Raw genomic sequence first — 23,980 nt, forward strand, 5'->3', positions numbered from 1 at the left:
TCTCCACACTTGCGCTTCGCTGTGCTTCTCTTCAGGTCGTATTTTCCATCCAAACCTTGTGTTCGCTTTCGCCCCACTACCTCTGTTTTGCTCGAAAAAAGGAATCAGCATACTCCGATCTTTGGACGCATAAAAAAATGTCACTATGGATAAGCAGAAAATAAATACAACATCTTCGATGAGCAGAAAAGGATATAGCTCCTCCTCTCATTACCGCATAAGTTCGGGGATTGGGGAGCGTGAGCGTGCAGTAGCGACTAAGTTCGTGCAGTGGGAGGTACAACCTTTGGAAACCCTCTGTGAGTGTAAAGCTTACCTCTTGCGCGAAAAACTTAATCATGGCGAAGCGATAAGCCGTGAGGAAAAGGATTGGCTATGTGAAGCCGTGAATAGCAATACTTACTTCCGTACCGCCATCCCCGTGATGGGCTACCGATTTGACTTCTTTGATGTGCTGAGAAAGTACTTGGTCAATCAATACGGACAATGGGCTGAGTACTATGCCCCCGACCGTACCAGCCTACGCAAACACCTATGTGGGCACATCAATCAGATAGTAGAAATCCCTAAACATTAAGACGATTATGGCAAATATATGCACCAACCTATTCTACGCATCAAGCGAGAAGGCAGAAACGATAGACGCAATTAGAGCATTTATAGAGGAACACTTCCCCGATGATTGGCATGAGCAAAGCGATGACTTCCAGATTGAAGCCGAGCTATACAGCCGTTGGGACTTCCCCAAGAGCCTATTTGAAGACTTGAGTAACAACCTAAGTGACGACAGCACCCTCTATATGCGTTGCCTATCTCACGAACTATGTAATGAGTATGCTTGCCTATCCGTCTACCGAGATGGCGAGTGGTCAATCGGAGTATAAACCCTCCAAAGAGAAAAGACAATGAACGGAACAGAACAATTCACACGCACCATAGCCGAGTATCTCAATGGGAGAGCAGCCACAGACCCTCTGTTTGCTCCTAACTTGGCAAAGCCCCACAAGAACATCGAGGACTGCATTACCTATATCTTACAGCAGGTGCGACAGAGCGGGTGCAATGCCTTTGAGGACGATGAAATCTACGCTATGGCAGTCCACTACTATGATGAAGACGATTTAGAAGTGGGTAGCCGTGTAGCCTGCAATGTGGTAGTCAATCACACCATAGTCCTCACCGAAGAAGAGAAAGCCGAAGCACGCAAGCAGGCGATACAGCAGTATCAAACCGAAGAGCTACGCAAGTTACAAGAGCCGAAGCGAGTGAAAGCCAAGGTAAGCATCAACAGCGACCCAATACCCCAACCCTCTCTATTTGATTTATAAGCCTATGAAACCACGAAATAAATTTGAGAAAGCCATCTTGGCTCAGAGTAAGCACCTCCGCCCGATAACCAAGATACAAAAGCAATGGGCATTCCGTGAATGTATCGACCACTTTGCCTACCGTCTACCCAAGGGCAATACCACTTGTATGGATTGTGGGCATTCGTGGCAGATGAACGAAACGACAGAGCATTGCACCTGCCCCCAGTGTGGGGCAGGCTTGCAGGTCAAAGAAACCTATCAAAGAAAATTGCAACAGAAGCAGTACTTTACAATCCTAACGACATCGGAAGAGTATCAAGTCTTGCGTATGTGTCTACTTATTGTGGGTATGGAGAAGGGCTACCGAGCCGTGTCCTCCATTATAGAGATTGGGCAGTATTGGTGGAGCGAGAGTGGACGACAGACGATTGTTGCCATACAGCGAATTATGGGGCATTATGTGGATAGCTTTGCCTACTATTCGCCTATGGCTATTCGTAACGAGAATGAAGCCTATCGCTTTATTGCCCATTGCCCCTTGTATCCGAAAGTCAAGGCAATAGACACCCTCCACAGGAACGGCTTTGCAGGTGAGTGTCACGGCATCGCCCCCTCTGTACTTATCCCAGCCCTACTCACAGACAGCCGAGCCGAAACACTTATGAAGGCAGGACGCATCGAGCATCTACGATACTTCCTCAGCCGAGCAAGGAAGATGGACGAGTATTGGCAAGCCTACAAAATCACACTTCGCAGAGGCTACGACATCGCAGACATTGCCCTTTGGTGCGACTATGTGGATATGCTCAAGAGGTTGGGCAAGGATATATACAACGCTCACTTCATTTGTCCTAATAGCTTACAAGAAGCCCACGACAGAGTGCAGCGAAAGTTGCAGACACAGCGAGATAAGGAAGCCGAAGCACAAAGGCAACAGAGAGCCATAAAGAACGAAGAGCAATTTCTGTCCCTCAAATCCCACTTCTTTGGCATCGCCTTTACAGACGGCACGATTGAGGTACGTGTGTTAGAGAGTATAGAGGAGTATCTCGAGGAGGGCAAAGCCTTACACCATTGCGTGTTCGACAATGCCTACTACCTCAAAGAGAACTCACTTATCCTTTCAGCTTGTATAAATGGCAAACGGATAGAAACGGTAGAGGTATCGCTTGAAACAATGAAAGTCATTCAATGCCGTGGCTTGCTGAACAAGAACACCGAATATCACGACCGCATCATTGACTTGGTTAATGCCAATCAGCAAGTGATTAGAGATAGAATGAAAGCAACAGCCTAAATAAACAGAGTATAATTATGAGCAATATGAAATTAGACTTCGAGCCAAGATGGAGAGCCAAGGCAGATGAGGGTTATTGGTATATATCCCGAGACTTGCAAGTAGTAAGAACGTGGGATAGAGGAAAAGAAGGACTTCCTTTTAAGACGATTGATGAGTTGAGAAATGAGAGTGGCAACTATTTCTCCGATAAAGAGGAAGCCGAGCATTACGCATCTACCTTTCGTGACATCCTGATACCCAAAAGATGTTTGCATAGGGCAGGAAGTAATGGCTTGTACTACTTTATAGACACAAGCATATCACGCAGTGTCAATGCCTATGAATGGACAGACCCTACCCAAGAAGATGCCCCTGGTATTAGTTTGTATGCGTGTGGAAACTATTTTCTGACCGAAGAAGAAGCCCGCAACTTTTGCCACTTGTTTAGAGCTATCTTACAGAGCCGATACAAGTGCTCCCAATAAAGGAACACGAATAAACAAACAGCCACGCAGAGAAAATCTTTGCGTGGCTTCTTTTCTTTGTCTTTGACCCAAGTAGGCGACCAAAAGAAAAGAAGCAAAAGAAAGTCGCAAGAAATAAGATATTTCAACATTACCTTTATAACAACAATTTTCTTATGAGATATGCCTTACTTATTCCAACTGAAATCAATAAATTTGCGTAGAACATAAAAGATTAAAAAAAACAATTTATGAGTTACATAAAGGACAGTTTATTATCAGGGGAGTCTATACAGCACTCGGCTAAAATACATTGGTGGACTTATATGGCTCCTGCCCTGTTTGTTCTTATCGGATGGTTGCTATATGGTTCTGGAACTTTTTTGAATGTTTTGTCCTACATCTTTCTCGGAGTAGGTATAATTGGGATTATTAACCGTCACATAGAGAGAATGACATCCGAATTTGCCGTGACGAATAAGAGAGTCATCCTCAAAACAGGCTGGATTAAACGAAGTGTTGTAGAACTTCAGTTAAGTAAAACAGAAGCCATTGGTTTTGCCGAAACCTTTTGGGGACGACTTTTGAAGTTTGGGACAATAATAGTTACCACAGGAGGAGCAAAGAATACCTATCCTTATGTAGCCGATGCATTAAAGTTTAGAAAGGCTATAAGTGATGCTGTGAACCAGTAGTGGCCGTAGGTAGATTTATTAAAGCAACAGGCATCTGCCCATTGGAATAGACGCTTGTTGCTTTGTATCTATCGCATATACATATTACCACAAAAACTTTCGTTCTTTTCACTTGCGTGGTTCTCCATCAGAGACCGGCTTTTTTGCCTTATGGTCAAAGTTTAGTTTAATCGTTCTACTTTGACCATGGTTATCTTCAAAGACCAGTTCCAGTTGGTGTCTTTCTCTTCCTTGGGAAGTGTAGTAAAGTATAAAATCTCCTTCTTTAATAGGGTATCTGTCATTGGGAACTAAAGCCTTTCCCCCTCTTCCAATATGGAGAGAACCCTTTCCTTCATATTGGAAATAGCGAAGTGTATACGTTGTCTGATCAAATTGTCTGAAAGGATTGAGCGTTGTACGTACTTCGACTGTTTCCCCCTCCTCCAAGCTCATAGGAAAGGGCATTGTATGAACCTCAAAAGGGAAAACGTTCTGAACATCCAAGTCTCTGTTGCAAGAAGACAGAAGAATCATACTCAGAGATAGTACACCGAACATTCTGATTGCACTTAAAATCGTCGTTTTCATTGTTATCTTTATTCATTTAGAGATTAAACCTGAGACCTGCAGATAGAGCTGGACGAAAAAGGGAAAGATCCGAGCCAGAGAGCACACGTCCTTGCCCTTTGAAAAGGAGGAGGACGTTGTCCGTTAGGAATAGTTCGAATGATAGATGCATCGCCCCACCATAGACGAAGCGAGAGCGGTCAAGCAGGGTTGCCCCATCGGGTAGCAAGGACTTTTCTTCGTTGAGCTCCTCATAGCCCCCGAGGGCAGAGATACCAAGGTAGGCAAAGACATTCTTACCCCTATCTGAGAGAATCGGCTGCATATAGCCTACTTGCAGGAGCATATCACGCATCGGCACTTGATAGGTGCGATATGGCAGGATCTGGTCTTCGTACTCTGCCGAGAGAAAGGCATAGTTCTCTCGCTTGAGGTATTTCGTGAGCGAAACCCCCATGCCAAATTTTTTCTCAGCAAAGAGCTTCTCGCCCTTAATCACTGGCACGGATGCCACCACCTCAATCCCCTTTTGCTTCGGGATAAGTCGCTGTGCGTGCAAGGGCAAAGCAAAAGCCATTGCCACCGCTACACAGGCTGATAAGAATAGGTTCTTCTTCATAGGGCTTACCATTTGAGTTTGAGGTTATCAATCTTTCGGGCAAGTAGCAGGTCCTCCTGCTCGAGGTAGAAGGAAAGCGTACGACCGCCGTTTCGTTCGTAGAGCGTTACTTCGAGCTGTTTGTCCTCAGAAAGAGCCAACTGCTCAAGGGCAAAGACTGTACGCTCGCTATCCTCGGCACGCACCTGCATCACCTGATGGTAGGCACGCAAGGGCTGCAATACTCGCTCTTGGATGGCGGTACGCCCAGCGACCTTCTTATCCACGACCTTAAAGGTGATGAAGTCCACCGAGTACGGCATATTCGTTTCGTTGTCGATACGGGTATGCAAATACAGAAGCCCATTGTGGGCATACAAGCCACGAAGCAGAAACTTGATGCCAAACTGCTGTACGCCGATATGCTTGATCGTTCGCTTGTTGTTCTGATGAATGGTCTTCATCATCAGCTTGACCAGAATAGGCGATTCGTTGCCGAGTTCCTTAAAGTAGATATCGGCACGATTGCTGGGTAGTCGCCCCTCTGTGCTGGACAGAAAGTCCTTCATCTCGATGCTGAGCTTTTCGGGTTCGTCGGCATACTTCACGTTAAAAGCATAGTAGGAGCCGTCCTCACAGATGACGCTCATATTGGTCTCGGTCTCAAAGTCACGCACGGCAGCCTTGACACGCAAGACGTTCTCGGCATCTTCCGCCTTACCAGCAATGAGGTTGTTGCTCCCGAGGTCTACGTAGCGAATCGGTGCAGGGAAGATAAGGTGTGAGGTCTTCTCGAAAGTAACCTCAAGCCCATAAGGCAGGACGACACGCGCCGAGGGGATCGCTTTGGTCATTCCTTGATAGAGGTCACCCGAATTGAGAGGGCGATACCCTTCATTGTTTTGGGCAAAGGTTGTTGTGATGCCTGCCACAAGCATAAGGGCAGATAGAAACATTCTTTTCATTGTCTTATTGGTTTATTCTGTTTGTAATTGCTACTTGGTTTGTACTAAGAATAGGCGATACCCTCCTTTGAGGGTTATCTTAATGGTGCGGAGCTTCTTTTGTAGGAGCTGGCTTGCTCCCTGCATCACGCCACGAGCTGCCTCGGAGATGATTTGGTCTTTGGCAGAGCTGGCAAAGGTGAAGGATGTTCCCATTGAGCCACCGATGTTTGCTCCCATCTCTTTGAGGGCGGACACGTTCTCAGAGCCAGGGATGTAAATCCCCTCCTGTCCGTCTGTGTCGTAGGCAGAGAGCTTGACGGGGGTAATCTGTCCGCCCACCTCAATGCTCTTAATGAGCAGCTGCATACGGTTGCCCTCAATCTTCGCTTGGGCGATGAGTTTACCCCCTCGAGGGATACGCAAGTCTTTGATGCGTGCCGTTTCCAGCAGACGAAGAGCGACATACTCGCCCTCTTGCAGCGTCGTTGTGCGGTCGACGACGACACGCAGGGTGTTACGCTGTAGAGCGGTTGCTCCCTTGTTAATCGAATGAAAGCCAAGGTGTCGCTCCTTCGTGCCGTACTCTTGTATAAAGGCGGAGTCGCTCATAGGCTGACTGAGAGAGGAGACAATTGGCTTACGCTCAGTCAAGACCGTCATCACGGGCTCCGGAGAAGTCGTTGTCATATGAGCTTCAGCAACAGGTCGCTCTGTCGCTCCGGCATTGGCATTGCCGAGGGGAGCCGTTCCCTTGGGAAGATACTTCGATGCCATCTGATAGCTCTTCTCCATAAGAGCAAGCTGTTTCTCCTCCTCGTCTTTTTCCCCCTCATCTCGCTGAGCCAACTCCTCTTTGAGGGCTTCAATCTCCGCATGCAAGGCTTCACGTTCCTCTTGGTATGGATCGTGATCGTAAAAGGAACTTACCAGTCGGTTGTTCTCCTCGTAACGTTGGAGCGAGCCCTCGATCTTCGTGGAAGATGTCTGTCGCTGAACTTCATCCTCGGACAAAGTAGCTGCTTCGGCGAAATAGTCGGATAGTTTTCCTATCTCAGCTTGAGTTTGCTCTTCTTGGGCAGACTGATCGCCCAGTTCATAGGCTTTGAGTTTGTTATCTGTAAGTTGCTCGACCGTGGCTTGGGGAATATCTTTGTTAAGTCCCTCCTGTTCTTTGGTCTTATCCTTGTCCGAAGGAGCAAAGATGAACCACATCGAGAGGGCACAAAGGAGTCCAAGCCCACCGAAGACCAAGCCTTTTTTCAGTTGTTCTTTCTGTTTTTTATCCATAATGTTCAATCATTTGTTGAGAGATTTTAGTCAGACGACTTCCGATGCTATCTACAGAGTTTGTAGGTATCGGAGCATCGATGTATTGATTCGTGGGGATGGGCAGTGCCTCTTCCCGATGAGGGAGGAAGAACTGTACTATTATCGCCAGCGAACAAAATAGGTAGGCGGCACTAATGCCATAGACCAAACGTTTGCGAGCCTTTGGGCTGAGCCTATCGCACTGCTCCCACAACCGGTAGTGCAGACGTAAGTAGTGGCGGTAGAATGAAAAGCGAGTGGACATAGGCTTAGCGTTTATAGGTTTGTAGATCTCGGTTTTCACGCACAAGAAAATGCTCCATTAAGAAGCCCTGTGGATTGTTATCTGATCGGACGGAGTTCTGAAGCGTGCAAGTTGTAATGAGACTATGCTCCGTAACGTTACTCTGACGCAGGATGAACTGTCGAGCGTAGGTCGTTACCTCATAGGGGTAGCTCTCAAAGTTGCAATGTATCGAGTCGATCTCTATCCGCTGATTGACATTGCCCGATATGGCTCGGTTGTAGTAGCCCTTTTCTGCCAAGTCTTTGTAATAGTTGAATGCGGACTTGTCACAGAGCAGAAAGGCTCGCTCCATATTCCCTTCGATAGCGGCCTTGTCGGGTGCAATCGTAAAGAAGAGTTCGTGAAAGCGTCTGACGTGCTCACGTGCCTCAACGGGGCGATTCATTGCGGCATCCTGACTGAGTGCCAGGATGAGCGACTTGCCTTCATCCAAAACATAGATCTTCTCCCTCTGTTGAGAGGCAAAAGAGTAGGAGGCATGGAGCGCATAACCGCAGACTGCTACGCAGAGCAGTACAAAAAGCAGGGCATAAAGCCGTATCTGCTTGAATGAGGTTTCGATATTGGTGAGTGATTTGAATTCCATAAAAATGCTGTTTGTTCTTCTTTATTAGTTTCCTTTTCCTCTCAGTAGAGCTCCTTTGATACGACCTCCGATGTTACCGATAGAAGCACCTGCCCCTGCAGCAGCGGCTTTTCCTCCGAGATAAGCTCCCTGAGCTCCTCGTTGAGCCGTCTGATTCACATTACGTCCATAAGAACCGATACCTCCTCCTGCTTCGATAATCCATCCCGAAACGGTCGGAACAGAGAAGTAGCCGATGATACCGATAAGGAAAAAGACCATATAGTACCAACTGCCCACTTCAGGAATGTAGTTGGGGTCACTTAACAGGGCGATGTCTTTCTGAATCATCAAGATTTGAATCTTTGTCAGAAGGGCTGTCAAGATGGAGCTGACAGGTAGCCAGAGATAGACTGAGATGTAGCGTGAAAACCATGCAGTCAGTGACCCCGAAAGACCATCCCACACGGCAATGCCGAAAACAACCGGACCGAGGATGGAGAGAACAATCAAGATGAAAGTGCGGAGTGTGTCGATGACAAGACCGGCAGCATGAAAGATAAGCTCCAAAAGGTCTTGCACCTTTTTCATGAACCATCGCTTGGTTTGGTAGGCAGCACGTTCTGCATACATTCCTGCAATAGTTACGGCATCTTCGGGGCCGATAATCCCCATCTCTTCTATCTTTTGGTCGAACTTCTCATTCGAGACGAGATAAGCGGTTTCGGGATTACGCAGGTAGGCCTCCTCCTGCAGTTTGTTACGTTCTGCAGTCAGTTTGTCAAGTGTTCCCTCCTGCTTGTGTACCATCTGTTCTGTGCCTTTCACCACGGGAGAGAGAACTGCATTCATCGTACCAAGTACCACCGTAGGGAAAAACATGATACAGAAGCCCAAAACAAAGGGGCGAAGCAAAGGATAGACATCTATCGGCTCGGCTCTTGCCAGTGACGACCAAACACGTATGGCAATGTAAAACAGAGCTCCCAAGCCCGCTATCCCCTTGGCAATACCTGTCATCTCCGAGGCCAAGGGCATCATCTCCTGATAGGTGGAACGAATCAGTTCGTGTAAACTTGAAAAATCCATGGCTTACCAGTAACGTATGTCTGAACTTCCATATAGGGATCGTACCTGCTCAAGCTCTCCCTTTTGTCGTGCTCTCACATAGCTCACGGAGATATTCTTTCGAGTGTAGTACGATACCAAAGAGCGATACTCTCGAACGGTGTTATAGATGCGGTCTATCATTTGCATCCGCTCGCTGTCGTTCATGGAGAAGACATTGCTCTTAGCAACGGATTTCAACTCCTTCAGACTCTCTCCGCTCAGTTCCAGAAGTTTGCTGTAGCCCGAAGCCATGGCAGCCAGCTCGGTAGGACGAAAATTCGTATCACTGAGCATCTTTTTATAGGAGGAGACATAAATCTCTGAAATGTCTCCCACCATTAGGATGGTCTCCTTCACTTTGTAGGCATCGCCGATGAGGTTATTCACCTTTTTGAGAGCATCGTAATATTTCTTGGTGTCGTTGTAGAGTTTTTCTACCTCCTTGAAACCGTTCAAGGTGTTCTTGACCGTCTTGGAGGCTGTGGCAATCTCTTTGACCGTATTGGCAATATTGCCCGCAAAGTTCATAGGGTCACTTACGACCCACTGAGCATGGGCTTTGGAAATGAACAGGCTCAATCCAAGGAGAGCCATAAGGATGTACTTTTTCATAGGTTACTGTTGTTTAAGGGTTTTACTTCTGTCGTTTCTCCATGACCAAACGACGGATAGCCATTTCGATGTCTCCTCCTAATTCTTCCAAGAGGCGCATCACTTCGAGCTTTTCGGTCTCTTCTGTCGTGTAGGTGAGGTACTCTTCAAGCGATACCTCTGTCGCATAAACCGCACTCTGCATACCACCCAAGCCTATCCAAACTTCCTTGTAAAGACGGTTGGGATCGTTGTTCTGATTGATGGAGAGGATTTGGCTCTTCTCCTTTTCAGAAAGCCCTAACATAGCCTGTATGCCGTCGAACTTGGTCATATACTTGCGCTGGTCGAGCAGGATCTTGCAATCGGAATTGTTGATGATACTCTCCTTGACGATGGGTGACTGAATGATGTCGTCCACCTCCTGCGTGACGACAATTGCCTCACCAAAGAACTTTCGGACGGTCTTATACAAATACTTGATGTAGTCCGCCATATTGGCCGAAGCAATCGCCTTCCATGCCTCCTCGATGAGTATCATCTTGCGGATGCCTTTGAGGCGACGCATCTTATTGATGAAGGCTTCCATGATGATGATCGTCACCACGGGGAAGAGGTCTTTATTATCCTTCACAGCATCAATCTCAAAGACGATGAAGCGTTTGCTGAGCAGGTCGATGTTCTTATCCGAGTTCAGCAAAAAGTCGTAGCGACCGCCTCGATAATACTGTTTGAGGGTCGTTAAGAGGTTGTTGATGTTGAAGTCGGAGAGGGTAACCTCAATCTCTCGCTTACCCATATCCTCTCGGTACACGTCACGTAGATACTCGTAGAAGGTATTGAAGCAGGGCGTAATGCTTCTATCCGAACGAATGAGTTCGATATAGGCATTGACAGCCGAACCAAGCTCTCCCGCTTCCGTCTTGGTAATCTGTTCCTCCGCACTCTTCCAAAGGGTCAAAAGCAAGGTGCAGATACTCTCTCGTTTCTCTACATCAAAGAGGTAATCATCCGTATAGAAGGGGTTGAAAGAGATGGGGTTTTCGTCTGTGTAAGTGAAATAGACCCCATCTTCGCCCTTGGTCTTGCCGTGAATCAGCTCGCACAAGCCTTGATAGGAGTTACCCGTATCGACTAGGAGGACGTGTGCCCCCTGCTCGTAGTACTGGCGTACCATGTGGTTGGTAAAAAAGCTCTTGCCACTGCCCGACGGACCGAGAATGAACTTATTCCGGTTGGTGATGATACCCTTCTTCATCGGGAGGTCAGAGATGTCCAAATGTATGGGCTTGCCTGATAAGCGGTCTGCCATCTTGATGCCAAAGGGAGAAAGAGAGTCCTTATAATTTGTCTCTGCTGTGAAGAAGCAAAGCGCAGGCTCGAAGAAGGTGTAAAAGCTCTCTTCCGAGGGGAAGTCGGCGGCATTGCCGGGGATACCCGCCCAGTAGAGCGTAGCCACATCAATCGTATTGTGTCGGGGCTTGCATTCCATAAGAGCCAAGGCACTCCCCACATCGTTCTTGATTTGGCGCAGTTGCTCACTGTCACTACTCCATGCCAATACATTGAAGTGAGCACGGATAGAGGTTAATCCCTGAGAGTGGGCGACATTGAGGTACTCTTGTATCCACTCCTCGTTGATTTGGTTACTACGGCTGTAGCGTGCCAAAGAGTGCATATTCCTCGCCTGTTTTTCAAAGCGTTGTAGGTTGGCATCGCTATCCTCAATAAAGAGGTATTGGTTGTAGATATGGTTACAGGAGAGCATCAGCCCCACGGGAGAAGCAAAGGAGAGGCGGCAGTCACTGCGGTCGGTGGATAGTCGCTCGTAACGGCTATCCGTGCTGACAGTCGTTGGCAGGTCGTCCGTGTCGCTGAGGGTGTGCAAGCAAAGCCTATTGTCGCCCACACGTACAAGGTCGGCACCCAATCGGATGTCCTCCAGCGAAGCGTGATGCTCATCAGAAAGGGAGAAGTAACGGTCAAGTAAACCGCTTTTCTCCTTTGTCCCTACAAGCTCCTCTTCCGTCATACGCTCTAAGCGAATGAGCATCGTGTCGTTGATGATGCGCTCAAACTGATCGACGGCTTCCATAAACTTAATGACAGCTTCCTTATCCTCAATCTCTTTGGGGATAAGATGCCCACGGCAGAGGGCAGAGAAGTTACTCTGCTGTGCCATACGCTTCTTGTTGCTCTTGGTAAGAAAGAGGTAGACGCTGTGGTGCAGATAAGGACGCTCATTAAAGTGTCGCTCTGAAGAGCGGGCAAGGAAACCCAGTCCTCCCTCAGAGAGTTTACCCCGGTATTCCTCTGTGATGAACCAATCCTGCTTATGCACAATGCTGAAGTTAGGTAGCACTTTTATCGCCTTGTGCCAAGCTGAGTGCATCGCCTCGTATTCGGCAGAAGTCACCGTGAAGAGTTCGGGCAGTTCTACCCGAAAAGCAACGGTGATGTCGGCTTCCTTGCTCACAATGCAGCCCTGTTCAATCGATAGTAGGGGAAACTTCGCTTCCAGAGTGCTCATCTTACTGCTGTTTCTCATCTTGTCGTTTGTGATTTGAGGTTACGAAACAGGTGGTAGACGGTACGGCGGTTCGACAGATACCGTGGGTGCGAGCGTACTGCTCCGAGCTTCATCAGCCCGTGCTCGCCATACTTGCGGTTCATAGCGAATGTTTGCCACACTACCAGCGTGGCACCCAATACGCCTATGCCAAGGCAAACGAGCTGACTAATGCCCAAGAGGTACAGTACGACCACTACGATGAAAGTACTTAGAAGTCCTCCTGCAAAGAGAAAGAGGTACTGAGCTTTCAAGCCCCTGAACTCCACCGTGCGTCCTACACCTTTGTTGATTTTCCAAGATGCCATCGCTTATAAGAAGAAGCTTCTAAGGATGGTGGCAGCCACGATGAGAAAGATACATGCCCCAAACCAAGAGGCGGCGGTCTTGCTTGTATCAGGGTCTCCCGAGCTGAACTTATTGTACACCTTGATTCCCCCTATCAAGCCGACCACGGCTCCAACGGCATAAATCAATTTGGTACCGGGATCGAAATAGCTCGTGACCATTTTGGTGGCTTCGTTGATACCGGCCATACCGTTGCCCTGTGCATAAGCTCCTGCCGTCACAGTGGCGATGAGGAGCAACATCAATGCGATTTTCTTTGTGTTCATGTTATTGGATTTATTGTTATTGATTATGAATAGTTTGTTCTCTGTTGTGTAGGGAGGTCTGGATGGGGAGCACCCCTGTAGCTCGTTTTCATGGTACTACTTGCGTGTAGCCTTCATGTGCTACCCCATCCATTACTCCGCTTGTGTTTTAGAGGTAATAGTCTAAGGTTCTTTCGTTGTCTCCTTGAGGTTCTTGTCTTGGGAGGTGTTCCGTTTTTACCATATCGCTTTGTATTTGAGCTTCTTCTGCACGACGCATGGCTTCCAAGAACTTGGTATGCTTCGATTCTTGTGCCTTGAGATTTTCCTTGTACTTCTCAATCAAGTCAGTGCCTTGCACTTTACCGAGGGTTGCCTGAACTTTTGCCTCATCCTCTTCATCGAGGGCATCGTCATGTTTGCTCCAGCATCCCATGCGCACAAGGTCACGGGCAAGAATTGCCGATGGAGAAACCTCCGGAGTCGGATCGGGAGTGAGTAGCAGTTCCTCTCTCAAGACCTCATCCTCATCGACGTTTCCCATGGTATAAGCGACATGGAGTTCGTTCTCTTCCTCACTAATCGTGGGCACTTCTTCAGTTTTCTCTTGCTGCTCCGACACCTCGGACTCCGCAAAGTTATTGGCATTTTCAAGCGCTTTTTCGGAGGAGGAAGTCTTGGGAACTTTAGGGAAATCCGAGGGACTAAGCCCCTTGCTTTTCCCTACCAAAACATGTAGTTTTTCCTCTCTATTCCGCTCCTCCTTAGGAGTCGCTTGCCCCTGCTCCTGCTTACCCATTCGAGAGAATTTGGAGCAGTAAGTATAGAGAATGAGGAGTAGCACCCAAATGATAACCAAGAGAAGCAGGACATTCAATAGTATCGTTTGCATCATTACAAGTCTAAATTGATGGTTGGATTGCGTTTGTACTGTGCCGCTGTTTTATTAAGCATCGCCTGATGTTCTTTGAGATGCTCCAAGAGGATGTTCTCTATATAAGCTGTAAGTGTCGCTTTGGAGCGGACGTCACGAAGGACATCTCGGAGTGTTTGCAGAATCTCCCCATGGATGGTGAAGCCAGATTTCCCGATACCATCACGAGAGGGGGCAAAGAAGCGTTTTTGGTACTCTTGAAAAGAGCATCCGCTCTCCTTGTTGCCCTTAGATCTTGCCATCGTAAGTATAGCATCCTCCGATGTTTCCTCTGTCGGTATCGGAGCCTCTTGTGACTCTAACTCCACGGGTTGGTCGAAAAAGGGAGACTCCTCTGCACTACGCTTCGTAACCCCGATATCGCCCATCTCTTGGAGTTTGGCACTCAATATCTTTTGTCGTTTTTCTTGGATGGAAGGCATGATTTATTCATGGATAAGGTGAAAACGTTGGAGAACTTCTTCTACCCATTCATCTACCCCTGTGGATGGACGAAGGGCAGGTACGGGTGGTAAATAAGAACTGCGGAAAACGCCTTTGACGCCTCCCTGACCTAATTCTCGAGAAAACTTCACCGAATGGTAGATACGGGTATCAAAGAGGTTGATCTCCTCCTCTTGGGCATATTTCGTATAGTGGTCGACAACCACAGGACTGGCACTGCGATTGATTTTATTCCAAAGAAGCAGGAGGTCTCGAATGCGTGCGTCTTCAAAACTGAGACCCAAGTCCCGAACGGTTTGAGCATAGGCAAAACCGGATACCAGAGACTGAGGATCGGCTTCTATGGGGGAGATGATATAATCCATCTCTATGGAGAGCTGTAAAAGGGCTTCTGTACCGGCATGCCCCGGAAAGTCAAAGATGACCAACCGTTCCTTTCGTTCCGAGCTTTCCAGATACTTTTGGACATCTTTCAATGCTGCATCAGGGGTGGAACGTAAAATGGGATAAGCCGGATGTCCAAACTTGGTAAAATAGACTTTGAGCTGTTCGCTCAGCTCCTTGGAAGCTTGAATGAGATTGCGTTCCCGCTCTCGAAGTTTATAGAACGATTCCTGCGTACCGTCACAATCGACCACTACGAGAGGGAGATGCTTCTCATAGTAAAGTATGGAGGCAAGGATTTCGGCAAGAGAGCTCTTGCCGACACCGCCTTTTTGTGAGGCGAAGCCCAAATAAATGGGAGCTTGCATAGGGAGTGTTTTCATGTCAGATAACTGTTTACGGAAATAACTGATTCTTGGATTTAGTGACCGACCGATGCTCTGAGGTTGATTCGTTAGTGAATAGATAACTCAGTCTAAACTAAGCGACTGAAATCTTGATTAACTGACGGATTCAATAACTGCTCTACATCGTGACTTTCCTACTTTTGAACCGACTTACAAACGGAGGTCGGTTGGTCTATTCTGAGTTAGGTCGGTCAGTCGGTTCTGACCTAAATCCGCTGCAAAATAAGTTGGTAAATCAGTCGTTTTCAACCCCTCGGGAAGCATCGGGAAATAGCAGGATATTCTCGGAATATCCCTTATGATGAGACTGTTACAACAAGCCTCTAACTTTGCAGAGGAATAGAAAATGGAGAACTATCTCCATCGAAGTAGCCCCCGAAGAGGGTGGATGCTTCATCAGCATCATCTCTTGATACCGGCAAGGTGTGTCTTTGTCCGACAAACTCCGTTTCTGCCGACAAAGCCCCCTTGCCTCGGTGCGAGGAGAAAATGACTCCAAAGTCGTCATTAACCAACAATACAGCCATGAATGAAAAGATAGAACGTTGGGATAGGTGGGATACTCGCCTACCCAATCCCAAAGACCAACAAAAGGTCATTGCTCTCTTCCACAAATCGGGAGCAGAAACAAAGTCAGACTTCGTGCGTGCCCGTCTTTTGGGAGAGAGTTTTAAGGTCATTACCGTAGACAAATCAGCCTTGGAATACTATCGTAAACTCTCCGAACTCACGGCACAAGTTCATAAAATCGGCATCCTCTACAATCAAGTTGTGAAGGCAATCAACAGCTACCACTCGGTGAAAACAGCTCAACTTTTGCTACAAAAGTTGGAGCAATATGCTTCACAGATTATTGCCCTACAAGAGCAGGCAATAGCCCTTACCATAGACTACCGCAAGCGATGATTGCGAAGATTTCCGGCACAGCCAACCTCGGAGGAGCACTCGGCTACAACTTCAAAAAAGTGGAGGCTGAGGAGGCGACAATACTCTTGGCTCATGGGTTGTATCAGAATACCAACGGTAAGTACACAATGAGCGAAGTTCTTGCCGATATGCAAGCACTTATTCCTCAAAAATGCAGGACGAAGAATGTGGTCTTTCACTGCTCTCTCAATCCGCATCCCGATGAGAAACTATCGGACGATATTCTTGCTCGGATAGCCCAAGAGTACATGCAGGCACTCGGCTATGGCAAGCAGCCCTATATCATCTTTAAGCATAACGACATTGCACGCGAACATATTCATATCGTATCACTACGCATAGATGGAAAGGGGCGCAAACTGAATGACCAATTTGAGAAGAGACGAAGTAAGAAGATAACCGATACCTTGGAACGCAAGTATGGCTTGATTCCAAGTACAACTCAAAGAAAAGACCAGATAGCAACGATTCAAGATGTAAAACAGGAGAACGGAAATATAAGGGAACAGATCGCCTCTGTTGCCCGCTCCGTCATTTCTCACTACCATTTCTGCTCTTTGGGAGAATTCAATGCAATTCTTACCAAGTATAACCTTGCCGTAGAGGAGGTGAAAACGGAGTATAGAGGAAAGAGATACAACGGACTGGTCTATGTCCCAACAGATGGTAAGGGGAGTAAGATCGGTACACCTATCCATGCCTCAAAAATTGGACGAGGGGTAGGTTATTCTGCTGTTCAACACAAGATGCAGCAATCTAAACAGAACATCAAACCGCTTGTGGCGAATATACGACAAAGGGTCTTACAGGTGATGAGAACTTCTCCCCGAACGGAGGAGGAGCTACATCATAGACTGGAGAACGAAGGGCTACGAGCAGTTATCAGGAAGAATAACAATGGTCGTATCTACGGCGTCACTTTCATTGACGATAAGTCAGGTGTGGCTCTCAATGGCTCTCGATTAGGAAAGGGCTATGGAGCCAATCAATTTGAAGCCTATTTCTCTGACTTGACGCATAACCTCTTTTTAAACGAAGAACTTTATGGTCCAATAGCAGCCTCAGAACAAGTCAACAAGCAACTTACACAGAGCCTGCCAATACAAGAAAAAGCGGGCGATAATCTCATTGATGAAGTCCTTGAAGAGCTGGTAGGTGACACATCTCTACCAATAGGCAACGACGATTGGAAAGAGGTAGCTTGGCAACGCAAACTTCGCAGACAAAACAAGATCAGACTAAAGCGAAGAAAACGGTAAACGAACAGCATTCAAACACGATTATAACAGCATTCAAACGACAATACAGCTATGGCACAAGAAGATGATTTGAGAGCACTTGGCAAGATTATGGACTTCATGCGAGGACTATACGTGATATTCCTCCTCATTAACTGCTATTGGTTTTGCTATGAAGCATTCCACACCTGGGGCTTGACGCTCTCGGTACTCAATAAGATTCTGATGAACTTTCAACGGACAGCAGGACTCTTCTCTTCGATCCTTTGGACGAAGCTCTTTTGTGTGCTGTTCCTTACCCTTTCTTGCTTAGGAACTCGTGGAGTTAAGGAAGAGAAGATTACTTGGGCTAAGATTTGGACGGTTCTGACTATCGGCTTTGTGCTATTCTTCCTCAATTGGTGGCTACTGGCACTTCCGATTGGAGTCGTTGGTGCAGCTTCGCTCTACATCTTCACACTCTCTGTGGGGTATATCTGCCTACTGATGGCTGGAGTATGGATGAGTCGCCTGCTGAAAAACAACCTAATGAACGATGTATTCAATACGGAGAATGAGAGTTTTATGCAGGAGACGAGACTGATGGAGAACGAGTACTCGGTCAATCTGCCGACACGCTTTTACTACAAGAAGAAATGGAACAATGGTTGGATCAATGTGGTCAATCCGTTTCGAGCTTCAATGGTCTTGGGTACGCCTGGCTCGGGCAAGTCTTTCGCTATCGTAAATAACTACATCAAGCAGCAGATTGAGAAAGGCTTTGCGATGTACATCTATGACTACAAGTTCCCCGACCTATCGGAGATTGCCTATAACCATTTACGTACCCATTTGGATGCTTATAAGGTACAACCACAGTTCTTTGTGATTAACTTTGATGACCCTCGTAAGTCGCACCGCTGTAATCCCATCAATCCAGCTTTTATGACGGATATATCAGATGCTTACGAGAGTGCTTACACCATCATGCTCAACCTGAACCGCTCGTGGATTCAGAAGCAGGGTGATTTCTTCGTGGAGTCTCCAATTATCTTGCTTGCAGCTATCATTTGGTTTTTGAAGATATACGAGGAGGGAAAGTATTGCACCTTTCCCCATGCCATAGAATTCTTGAATCGACCGTATGCCCAGATATTCCCGATACTCACTTCCTACGATGAGCTTGCCAACTATCTTTCTCCCTTTATGGATGCGTGGGAGGGAGGGGCGCAGGATCAGTTGCAGGGACAGATTGCCAGTGCCAAGATACCGCTTTCAAGAATGATTTCACCAGCGCTCTATTGGGTAATGACGGGTGATGATTTCTCGCTCGACATCAACAATCCTAATGAGCCGAAAGTTCTTGTTGTGGGCAATAATCCCGACCGCCAGAATATCTATTCGGCAGCCCTCGGACTCTACAATAGTCGCATTGTGAAGCTTATCAATAAGAAGCATCAACTTAAAAGCTCGGTGATTATAGATGAGCTACCTACTATCTACTTTCGTGGTCTCGATAACCTAATAGCCACAGCCCGAAGTAACAAGGTGGCAGTCTGCTTGGGGTTTCAGGACTTCTCTCAGCTTACCCGTGACTATGGGGATAAGGAGAGTAAAGTGATACAGAACACCGTGGGCAATGTTTTTAGCGGGCAAGTTGTAGGTGAAACGGCTAAGACGCTTTCCGAGCGTTTTGGCAAAGTGCTTCAGCAACGGCAGTCCATGACCATCAATCGTAACGACAAGTCCACATCTATATCTACGCAGATGGATAGCTTGATTCCTGCAAGTAAGATTAGTAACCTTACACAAGGTATGTTCGTTGGGGCTGTCTCTGACAATTTCGATGAACGCATCGATCAGAAAATCTTCCACGCTGAGATCGTTGTGGATGTTGCCAAGGTCTCTGCTGAAACGAAAGCTTACCAGCCTATCCCCATCATAGCGGACTTTACAAACGAAAATGGCTCCGACAGTCTGCGTGAGACTATTGAAGCCAATTATCGCCAAGTCAAGCAAGAGGTGCTATCCCTCGTAGACTCTGAGACTGCTCGTATCAAAGCTGACCCAACACTCAGGAACTTACTTAGGGAGTAGTTAAAGGTGTTATCCCCTCAAAAAAATAGGATAAGATAAATTGATCCACCGCTGATAATTGTGCAGTCTCAATAATTCGATTCATTCATACCTTTAGGAACTCATCAAGAACGTCGTTGATAGAAATATCCACTCGCTCCAAATCAATTACTCGTGAGTTGTGAAGTTTTCGACTTAGCATTCTTGGCAATCCATATTCTTCAAGCTGAAATACTAGTGGAGGAAGAAATAGATTTGATACCTTTGTTATGAATGGAGTTATACCTACATCACAAAGGAGTATACGCTTAGAAATCACATTGATGCTACGTAGTAAAGAAACAAAGTTGAAGCTAACAAGCTTCTCAAATTCAAAATAATCTTCGATGGAGATTTCATCTGAAGTGACCGTTGCAGACACTCTACGACATCGAGAACTACCTCTATTGAAATATTCTAGTTATCAACATTTACTTTTTCATAGATAGTACAGTCCATGTTTTTATAAATACTTCAAAATCAATTTCATTGTTCATATTGTTGCGGTTGTCTTGGTGCCGAAAGATATATCTTAATTCTGGCTTTTGTAAAAGGCAGAATGCCGGAAACGTTAGGAACAAACATTTCCAGCACCAAGCCTTTTTACGATAAAGTTAGATTAAGACTTTTGCCCTATTGTTATTCTGTAGCCGGAAACCAGCTTCGTGTGTTATTGGCAATCCTTACTAACATCAACATCACCGGAACTTCGACTAGTACGCCCACCACCGTAGCTAATGCAGCCCCGGACTGTAAACCAAAAAGAGAAATAGCCACAGCAACTGACAATTCAAAGAAATTACTTGCCCCAATCATTCCGGCAGGTGCGGCAACATCATGGGGTAATTTCCACCATTTCGCCCAACCGTAAGCAACGAAGAATATCAGAACCGTTTGCAACACAAGCGGAACTGCAATCAATAAGATATGCAGGGGATTGTTCAGTATCGTTTCTCCTTGAAAGGAAAACAGGATAATAAGCGTTAATAGCAATCCAGCTACCGTATAATTATCAAATTTCTTAATAAATACGTTATTGAAATAGTCCACTCCTTTGCGACGAATAACCATTATACGGGTAATAACCCCGGCAGCAAGTGGTATCACAACAAATAATACTACGGATAACAGCAGAGTGTCCCACGGGATAGATACGCCACCAACTCCCAGCAGGAAAGCTACAATAGGCGCAAATGCTACTAATATGATTAAATCGTTTACCGCAACCTGTACCAGCGTGTAAGCGGCATCGCCTTTCGTTAAGTAACTCCATACAAATACCATCGCCGTACAAGGTGCAGCCCCCAATAATACCGCCCCGGCTAAATATTCTTCGGCTAACCCGGCAGGTATAAAGGTTTTGAAAACCACATAGAAGAAGATATAAGCTATTCCGAACATGGTAAACGGCTTTATCAGCCAGTTTGTAACGCAAGTCACCATTATCCCTTTCGGACGCTTGCCAACATTCTTAACGCTTTGAAAATCCACTTTTAGCATCATTGGATAAATCATTAACCAAATTAGAATGGCCACGGGTATAGACACATTGGCATACTCGAATTTGCTTAATGTTTGCGGAATTAGTGGAAGCCATTGTCCTACTGCAATTCCTATAATGATACATAAAGTAACCCAGATTGTTAGGTATTTCTCAAACAATCCAATGCCTTGATTTTTTTCCATATGTTATAGTTTTACTTTGAGAGTTTCAGTATGCGTATCGCGCCTCTAATGACGATGAGAAAGACAATGATGCCTATGATCAAATCAGGGGCGTTGCTGTTCAATAGTCCAACCAACAGCCCTGCAACGATGACTCCTATATTGACAATGACATCGTTGGCTGAGAAAATAACACTGGCTTGTATGTGGGCCTCCTTGCTCTTTGTGCGCTGCAACAACCATAGAGAGGCTGTATTGGCGATTAGTGCAATGAACGAGATGACAATCATAACTAAAAAGTCTGGGGGCGTTTCGAGGCCCATAAAGCGTTTGATAACTTCGATGAGCCCCAATACAGCCAGTGAAATTTGAAGGTAGCCACTGAGTTTTGCTACTTTTTGCTGACGGGCTATAGTTGTTCCAACAGCCATCAGACTCATGCCGTAAACCAAAGCATCTGCCAACATATCCAAACTGTCTGCGACCAAGCCCATCGACTGGGAGATGATGCCTGTTGTGGCTTCTATGATGAAACATAGAAAGTTGATGACGAGCACCCAACACAACACCCGTCTCTGAACTTTGGAGGTGGTTTCAGACTTTGCTTCATCGCAGAGAGAAGATGCTGTTAGCTTGGCACCGAGGTTTAATGTTTCAAGCTGTTCCTGAATCGACTTCACTTCCCCGTGATGGATGACAACTAAGGTTCTTTCCGCCAAGTCGAAATCGAGACGCTCCACTAAGGGGCTATTGCCTAATTTCAGACGGATTAAATTTTCCTCGCATGGGCAATCCATCTTTGGAACATTGAACTTAGAGATATATTGGTGCATTATTCTTGTTTTCCTTGGATATGGTCGATGTAGAACTGATAGAAGCGGGCTTTTATTTCATCCCGTACCCGATGAAATTCACTGTTTATAAACTCCGGCGTTCCGGTTGCTTCTGATGGGTCGTCAAATCCTATATGCAGCCTGTTCCTTACTTCACCCGTAAACATCGGGCAGCTTTCGTTTGCCCCACCGCAGACCGTAATAACATAGTCCCATTCCTGTCCTATATATAGGTTTACACTTTTAGGGGTATGGTGGGTTAAATCTATACCCATTTCATCCATAACCTTTACCGCCATCGGATTAACCTTTTCAGCAGGTTTTGTTCCTGCTGAAAAGACATCCAGTTTATTGTCAAATGATTGCAAAAAGCCATGTGCCATTTGGCTGCGGCAGCTATTTCCTGTACAAAGAATTAAAATCTTCATGTTTTTAGTTGTTTTTCCAAGCTATCAGGGCAGCATTTCCCTTTGATAATTCTTCTACTTTCTTAATCCAAGCCAATTCATTTTGCGCCTTTGCCCGCAAGAAAGAATTTTCGGTGCCTGTTAATGACAAGCAAGCATTCACGACCCACCATTTATTATTAATCCCGGCACGTTGTAAATCCATTTGCAAACGTTCGGCTTCAAAAACGGGTGTTGCTTCGGGCAGGGTCACAATAACGACTTCTGTTTCCTGCTGGTTTCTCAAACGTGGTAACAGTTTTCTTACAGAAACGGGAGTGTCGCCATGTGTACGTTGCACTTCTTTATGGTAACTTTCCGTTGCATCCAGCAATAACAACGTGTGTCCGGTAGGTGCGGTATCAATCACTACGACTTCATTTTCCGCCTTATCGACAATTTCAGCGAAAGCCCGGAATACTGCGATTTCCTGTGTACACGGTGAACGTAAATCTTCCTCTATATATTCCATATCTTCGGCAGTCATTGTTTCCGCAGCTTTACTGCGAACCTCGTTTTTATAGGCTTCCAATACTTCCGCTTCATCAATACGGCTTACCGTAATGCCCGCCTGAACAGCAAGGTTATAATTCAGATGGTTTGCCGGGTCGGTGGTGGTAAGATGCACCTTTGCGCCAAGTTTTGTTAATTTCAGGGCTATTTCAGTGGCTAAAGTGGTTTTTCCCACGCCGCCTTTTCCCATAGTAAAAACAACCCTTTTCCCTGACTGATAAAGGTCGTTTACCAGTTCATCTACCCCTTTGGCATCGGTAATCCGCTGATAATTCGCATCATTTGTTAAATTATCATCGTGAAGCATCCGACGGATATTCGCAATATTAGATAAATTGTATGACCGTAAAGGAACATAATAAGACGGATATGCCAGCAGTTCCGCAGGGATCTGTTTCAGAGCGTTTTGCTGCCTGTCATATATCTGTTTCGATACGCTGTCGGCTTCATCTAATTGCAGCAAAAGCCCGTTGATTACCAATAGCTGGTTTTTAATTCCCAGTAATTGCAATTCATGTGAAGAACGTGCGGCTTCTTTTAATGGTGCGATTTCAGGACGACTAACCAACACTAAGCGGGTTGCGTTTGCATCCGAAAGTGTTTCAACCGCCTGCTTATAGATACCTTTCCGTTCTTCCAAACCGGATAATTGACCTAAGCAAGATGCACCGTGCGTACTCTCACTAATAAATGTACTCCACGCTGACGGCAGTTGTAGCATTCGTAACGTGTGTCCCGTGGGGGCTGTATCAAAGATGATATGGTCGTATTCCTTTGCTTTATTGGCATCCGTGATAAAATCGGAAAACTGGTTAAAAGCCGCAATTTCTACCGTGCAAGAGCCTGAAAGTTGTTCTTCCATATTCTGAATAACACTTTCGGGCAGTTGTCCCCGGAAAGGAGCAATAACGCTTTCCCTGTATTCGGCTGCGGCTTGTTCCGGGTCGAGATTAACGACCGTTAAGCCGGGTACTTCTTGAATATCCGTACCGTGTCCGTTCAGTGTTTGATTAAACACGTCTTGCAGGTTTGAAGCCGGGTCTGTACTGATAAGAAGTATTTTCTTTCCATTATCTGCCAAGCCTACCGCAGTAGCACAAGCAATCGAAGTTTTTCCTACACCGCCCTTTCCGGTGAAGAAAAGGTATTTCGTCAAATCTATATCTGATAAATTAAATGTTTTCATTTTTATATAATTAGCTGGTGAATA

The 23,980-nt window shown here is 46.2% G+C and carries 28 protein-coding genes; 9 read left to right on the top strand and 19 right to left on the bottom strand.

The window, feature by feature from the left end; translation table 11 throughout:
• Positions 1-145: 145 nt before the first annotated feature.
• The 6 genes from HQ39_RS07215 to HQ39_RS07240 all read left to right on the top strand — a co-directional run bounded on the left by HQ39_RS07215 (position 146) and on the right by HQ39_RS07240 (position 3,748).
• Complete coding sequence (locus tag HQ39_RS07215; protein ID WP_036864996.1) at positions 146-577, top strand: hypothetical protein; 432 nt, start codon at positions 146-148, stop codon at positions 575-577.
• Positions 578-584: 7 nt separating this feature from the next.
• The gene (locus HQ39_RS07220; protein ID WP_036864998.1) at positions 585-884 is read left to right on the top strand and encodes a hypothetical protein; all 300 of its coding nucleotides are present in this window, start codon (positions 585-587) and stop codon (positions 882-884) included.
• A 21-nt stretch (positions 885-905) separates the two neighbouring features.
• The gene (locus HQ39_RS07225) at positions 906-1,328 is read left to right on the top strand and encodes a PcfK-like family protein (RefSeq protein ID WP_036865000.1); all 423 of its coding nucleotides are present in this window, start codon (positions 906-908) and stop codon (positions 1,326-1,328) included.
• Positions 1,329-1,332: 4 nt separating this feature from the next.
• Positions 1,333-2,607, top strand: a complete 1,275-nt coding sequence (locus HQ39_RS07230) for a PcfJ domain-containing protein (protein ID WP_036865002.1) — start codon at positions 1,333-1,335, stop codon at positions 2,605-2,607.
• 17 nt (positions 2,608-2,624) lie between these two features.
• Positions 2,625-3,074, top strand: a complete 450-nt coding sequence (locus HQ39_RS07235) for a hypothetical protein (RefSeq protein ID WP_036865004.1) — start codon at positions 2,625-2,627, stop codon at positions 3,072-3,074.
• A 230-nt stretch (positions 3,075-3,304) separates the two neighbouring features.
• Positions 3,305-3,748 carry a PH domain-containing protein gene (locus tag HQ39_RS07240; protein ID WP_036865005.1) on the top strand — a complete coding sequence of 148 codons (444 nt, stop codon included), beginning with the start codon at positions 3,305-3,307 and terminating at the stop codon, positions 3,746-3,748.
• Between the two features lie 108 nt (positions 3,749-3,856).
• On the opposite strand, the gene HQ39_RS07245 is transcribed toward HQ39_RS07240, so the two are convergent.
• The 15 genes from HQ39_RS07245 to HQ39_RS07310 form a co-directional block, all read right to left on the bottom strand.
• Positions 3,857-4,318, bottom strand: a complete 462-nt coding sequence (locus HQ39_RS07245; RefSeq protein WP_036865007.1) for a TraQ conjugal transfer family protein — start codon at positions 4,316-4,318, stop codon at positions 3,857-3,859.
• A 16-nt stretch (positions 4,319-4,334) separates the two neighbouring features.
• Positions 4,335-4,916, bottom strand: a complete 582-nt coding sequence (locus HQ39_RS07250; protein ID WP_036865129.1) for a conjugal transfer protein TraO — start codon at positions 4,914-4,916, stop codon at positions 4,335-4,337.
• A 5-nt stretch (positions 4,917-4,921) separates the two neighbouring features.
• Entirely contained in the window at positions 4,922-5,860 is a 939-nt protein-coding gene (gene traN / locus HQ39_RS09660) for a conjugative transposon protein TraN (protein ID WP_036865009.1), read from the bottom strand.
• A 30-nt stretch (positions 5,861-5,890) separates the two neighbouring features.
• Positions 5,891-7,129 (bottom strand): conjugative transposon protein TraM, encoded by a 1,239-nt coding sequence (gene traM, locus HQ39_RS09665; RefSeq protein WP_036865012.1) that lies wholly within the window; start codon positions 7,127-7,129, stop codon positions 5,891-5,893.
• A complete protein-coding gene (locus HQ39_RS09470; RefSeq protein ID WP_081965409.1) occupies positions 7,122-7,415 on the bottom strand; it encodes a hypothetical protein in 294 nt (97 codons plus the stop codon). The genes traM and HQ39_RS09470 overlap by 8 nt, the downstream gene beginning before the upstream one ends.
• Before the next feature lie 4 nt (positions 7,416-7,419).
• Complete coding sequence (gene traK, locus HQ39_RS07265; RefSeq protein ID WP_036865015.1) at positions 7,420-8,043, bottom strand: conjugative transposon protein TraK; 624 nt, start codon at positions 8,041-8,043, stop codon at positions 7,420-7,422.
• A gap of 24 nt (positions 8,044-8,067) precedes the next feature.
• Complete coding sequence (traJ, locus tag HQ39_RS07270) at positions 8,068-9,111, bottom strand: conjugative transposon protein TraJ (protein ID WP_036865017.1); 1,044 nt, start codon at positions 9,109-9,111, stop codon at positions 8,068-8,070.
• Between the two features lie 3 nt (positions 9,112-9,114).
• Positions 9,115-9,744 carry a DUF4141 domain-containing protein gene (locus tag HQ39_RS07275; RefSeq protein ID WP_036865018.1) on the bottom strand — a complete coding sequence of 210 codons (630 nt, stop codon included), beginning with the start codon at positions 9,742-9,744 and terminating at the stop codon, positions 9,115-9,117.
• A gap of 22 nt (positions 9,745-9,766) precedes the next feature.
• The gene (locus HQ39_RS07280; RefSeq protein ID WP_036865021.1) at positions 9,767-12,271 is read right to left on the bottom strand and encodes a TraG family conjugative transposon ATPase; all 2,505 of its coding nucleotides are present in this window, start codon (positions 12,269-12,271) and stop codon (positions 9,767-9,769) included.
• On the bottom strand, positions 12,268-12,600 hold the full coding sequence (locus HQ39_RS07285; RefSeq protein WP_036865024.1) for a DUF4133 domain-containing protein: 333 nt from the start codon (positions 12,598-12,600) through the stop codon (positions 12,268-12,270). Before HQ39_RS07285 ends, HQ39_RS07280 begins: the two co-directional genes overlap by 4 nt.
• Positions 12,601-12,603: 3 nt before the next feature.
• Positions 12,604-12,906, bottom strand: coding sequence for a DUF4134 domain-containing protein (locus HQ39_RS07290; protein WP_036865025.1), 303 nt, complete (start codon positions 12,904-12,906; stop codon positions 12,604-12,606).
• A gap of 148 nt (positions 12,907-13,054) precedes the next feature.
• Positions 13,055-13,780, bottom strand: a complete 726-nt coding sequence (locus tag HQ39_RS07295) for a hypothetical protein (RefSeq protein ID WP_052079529.1) — start codon at positions 13,778-13,780, stop codon at positions 13,055-13,057.
• The gene (locus tag HQ39_RS07300) at positions 13,780-14,241 is read right to left on the bottom strand and encodes a DUF3408 domain-containing protein (RefSeq protein ID WP_036865027.1); all 462 of its coding nucleotides are present in this window, start codon (positions 14,239-14,241) and stop codon (positions 13,780-13,782) included. Before HQ39_RS07300 ends, HQ39_RS07295 begins: the two co-directional genes overlap by 1 nt.
• A gap of 3 nt (positions 14,242-14,244) precedes the next feature.
• A complete protein-coding gene (locus HQ39_RS07305; RefSeq protein ID WP_036865028.1) occupies positions 14,245-15,030 on the bottom strand; it encodes a ParA family protein in 786 nt (261 codons plus the stop codon).
• Positions 15,031-15,377: 347 nt separating this feature from the next.
• The gene (locus HQ39_RS07310; RefSeq protein WP_018964952.1) at positions 15,378-15,581 is read right to left on the bottom strand and encodes a hypothetical protein; all 204 of its coding nucleotides are present in this window, start codon (positions 15,579-15,581) and stop codon (positions 15,378-15,380) included.
• On the opposite strand from HQ39_RS07310, the gene HQ39_RS07315 reads away from it, so the two are divergent.
• From HQ39_RS07315 to mobC, 3 genes are read left to right on the top strand one after another with little or no spacing between them, the layout of a single operon-like run.
• Complete coding sequence (locus HQ39_RS07315; protein ID WP_036865029.1) at positions 15,580-15,960, top strand: hypothetical protein; 381 nt, start codon at positions 15,580-15,582, stop codon at positions 15,958-15,960. The two genes, HQ39_RS07310 and HQ39_RS07315, sit on opposite strands and share 2 nt — an antisense overlap.
• A complete protein-coding gene (gene mobB, locus HQ39_RS07320) occupies positions 15,957-17,240 on the top strand; it encodes a conjugal transfer protein MobB (RefSeq protein WP_036865031.1) in 1,284 nt (427 codons plus the stop codon). Before HQ39_RS07315 ends, mobB begins: the two co-directional genes overlap by 4 nt.
• A 51-nt stretch (positions 17,241-17,291) precedes the next feature.
• Entirely contained in the window at positions 17,292-19,295 is a 2,004-nt protein-coding gene (gene mobC, locus HQ39_RS07325) for a conjugal transfer protein MobC (protein ID WP_036865034.1), read from the top strand.
• Between the two features lie 657 nt (positions 19,296-19,952).
• Here mobC and arsB read toward each other — a convergent pair.
• The 4 genes from arsB to arsA are packed head-to-tail and all read right to left on the bottom strand — an operon-like array spanning position 19,953 to position 23,956.
• Positions 19,953-20,999, bottom strand: a complete 1,047-nt coding sequence (gene arsB, locus HQ39_RS07335; protein WP_036790587.1) for an ACR3 family arsenite efflux transporter — start codon at positions 20,997-20,999, stop codon at positions 19,953-19,955.
• An 11-nt stretch (positions 21,000-21,010) separates the two neighbouring features.
• Positions 21,011-21,811 (bottom strand): cation transporter, encoded by an 801-nt coding sequence (locus HQ39_RS07340; RefSeq protein ID WP_009388541.1) that lies wholly within the window; start codon positions 21,809-21,811, stop codon positions 21,011-21,013.
• On the bottom strand, positions 21,811-22,239 hold the full coding sequence (locus tag HQ39_RS07345; protein ID WP_036865039.1) for an arsenate reductase ArsC: 429 nt from the start codon (positions 22,237-22,239) through the stop codon (positions 21,811-21,813). Before HQ39_RS07345 ends, HQ39_RS07340 begins: the two co-directional genes overlap by 1 nt.
• A 4-nt stretch (positions 22,240-22,243) precedes the next feature.
• Positions 22,244-23,956, bottom strand: coding sequence for an arsenical pump-driving ATPase (arsA, locus tag HQ39_RS07350; protein ID WP_036865041.1), 1,713 nt, complete (start codon positions 23,954-23,956; stop codon positions 22,244-22,246).
• Between the last annotated feature and the right edge of the window lie 24 nt (positions 23,957-23,980).

This window comes from Porphyromonas sp. COT-108 OH2963, assembly GCF_000768895.1.
In the GTDB taxonomy this organism is placed as follows: Bacteria; Bacteroidota; Bacteroidia; order Bacteroidales; family Porphyromonadaceae; genus Porphyromonas_A; species Porphyromonas_A canoris.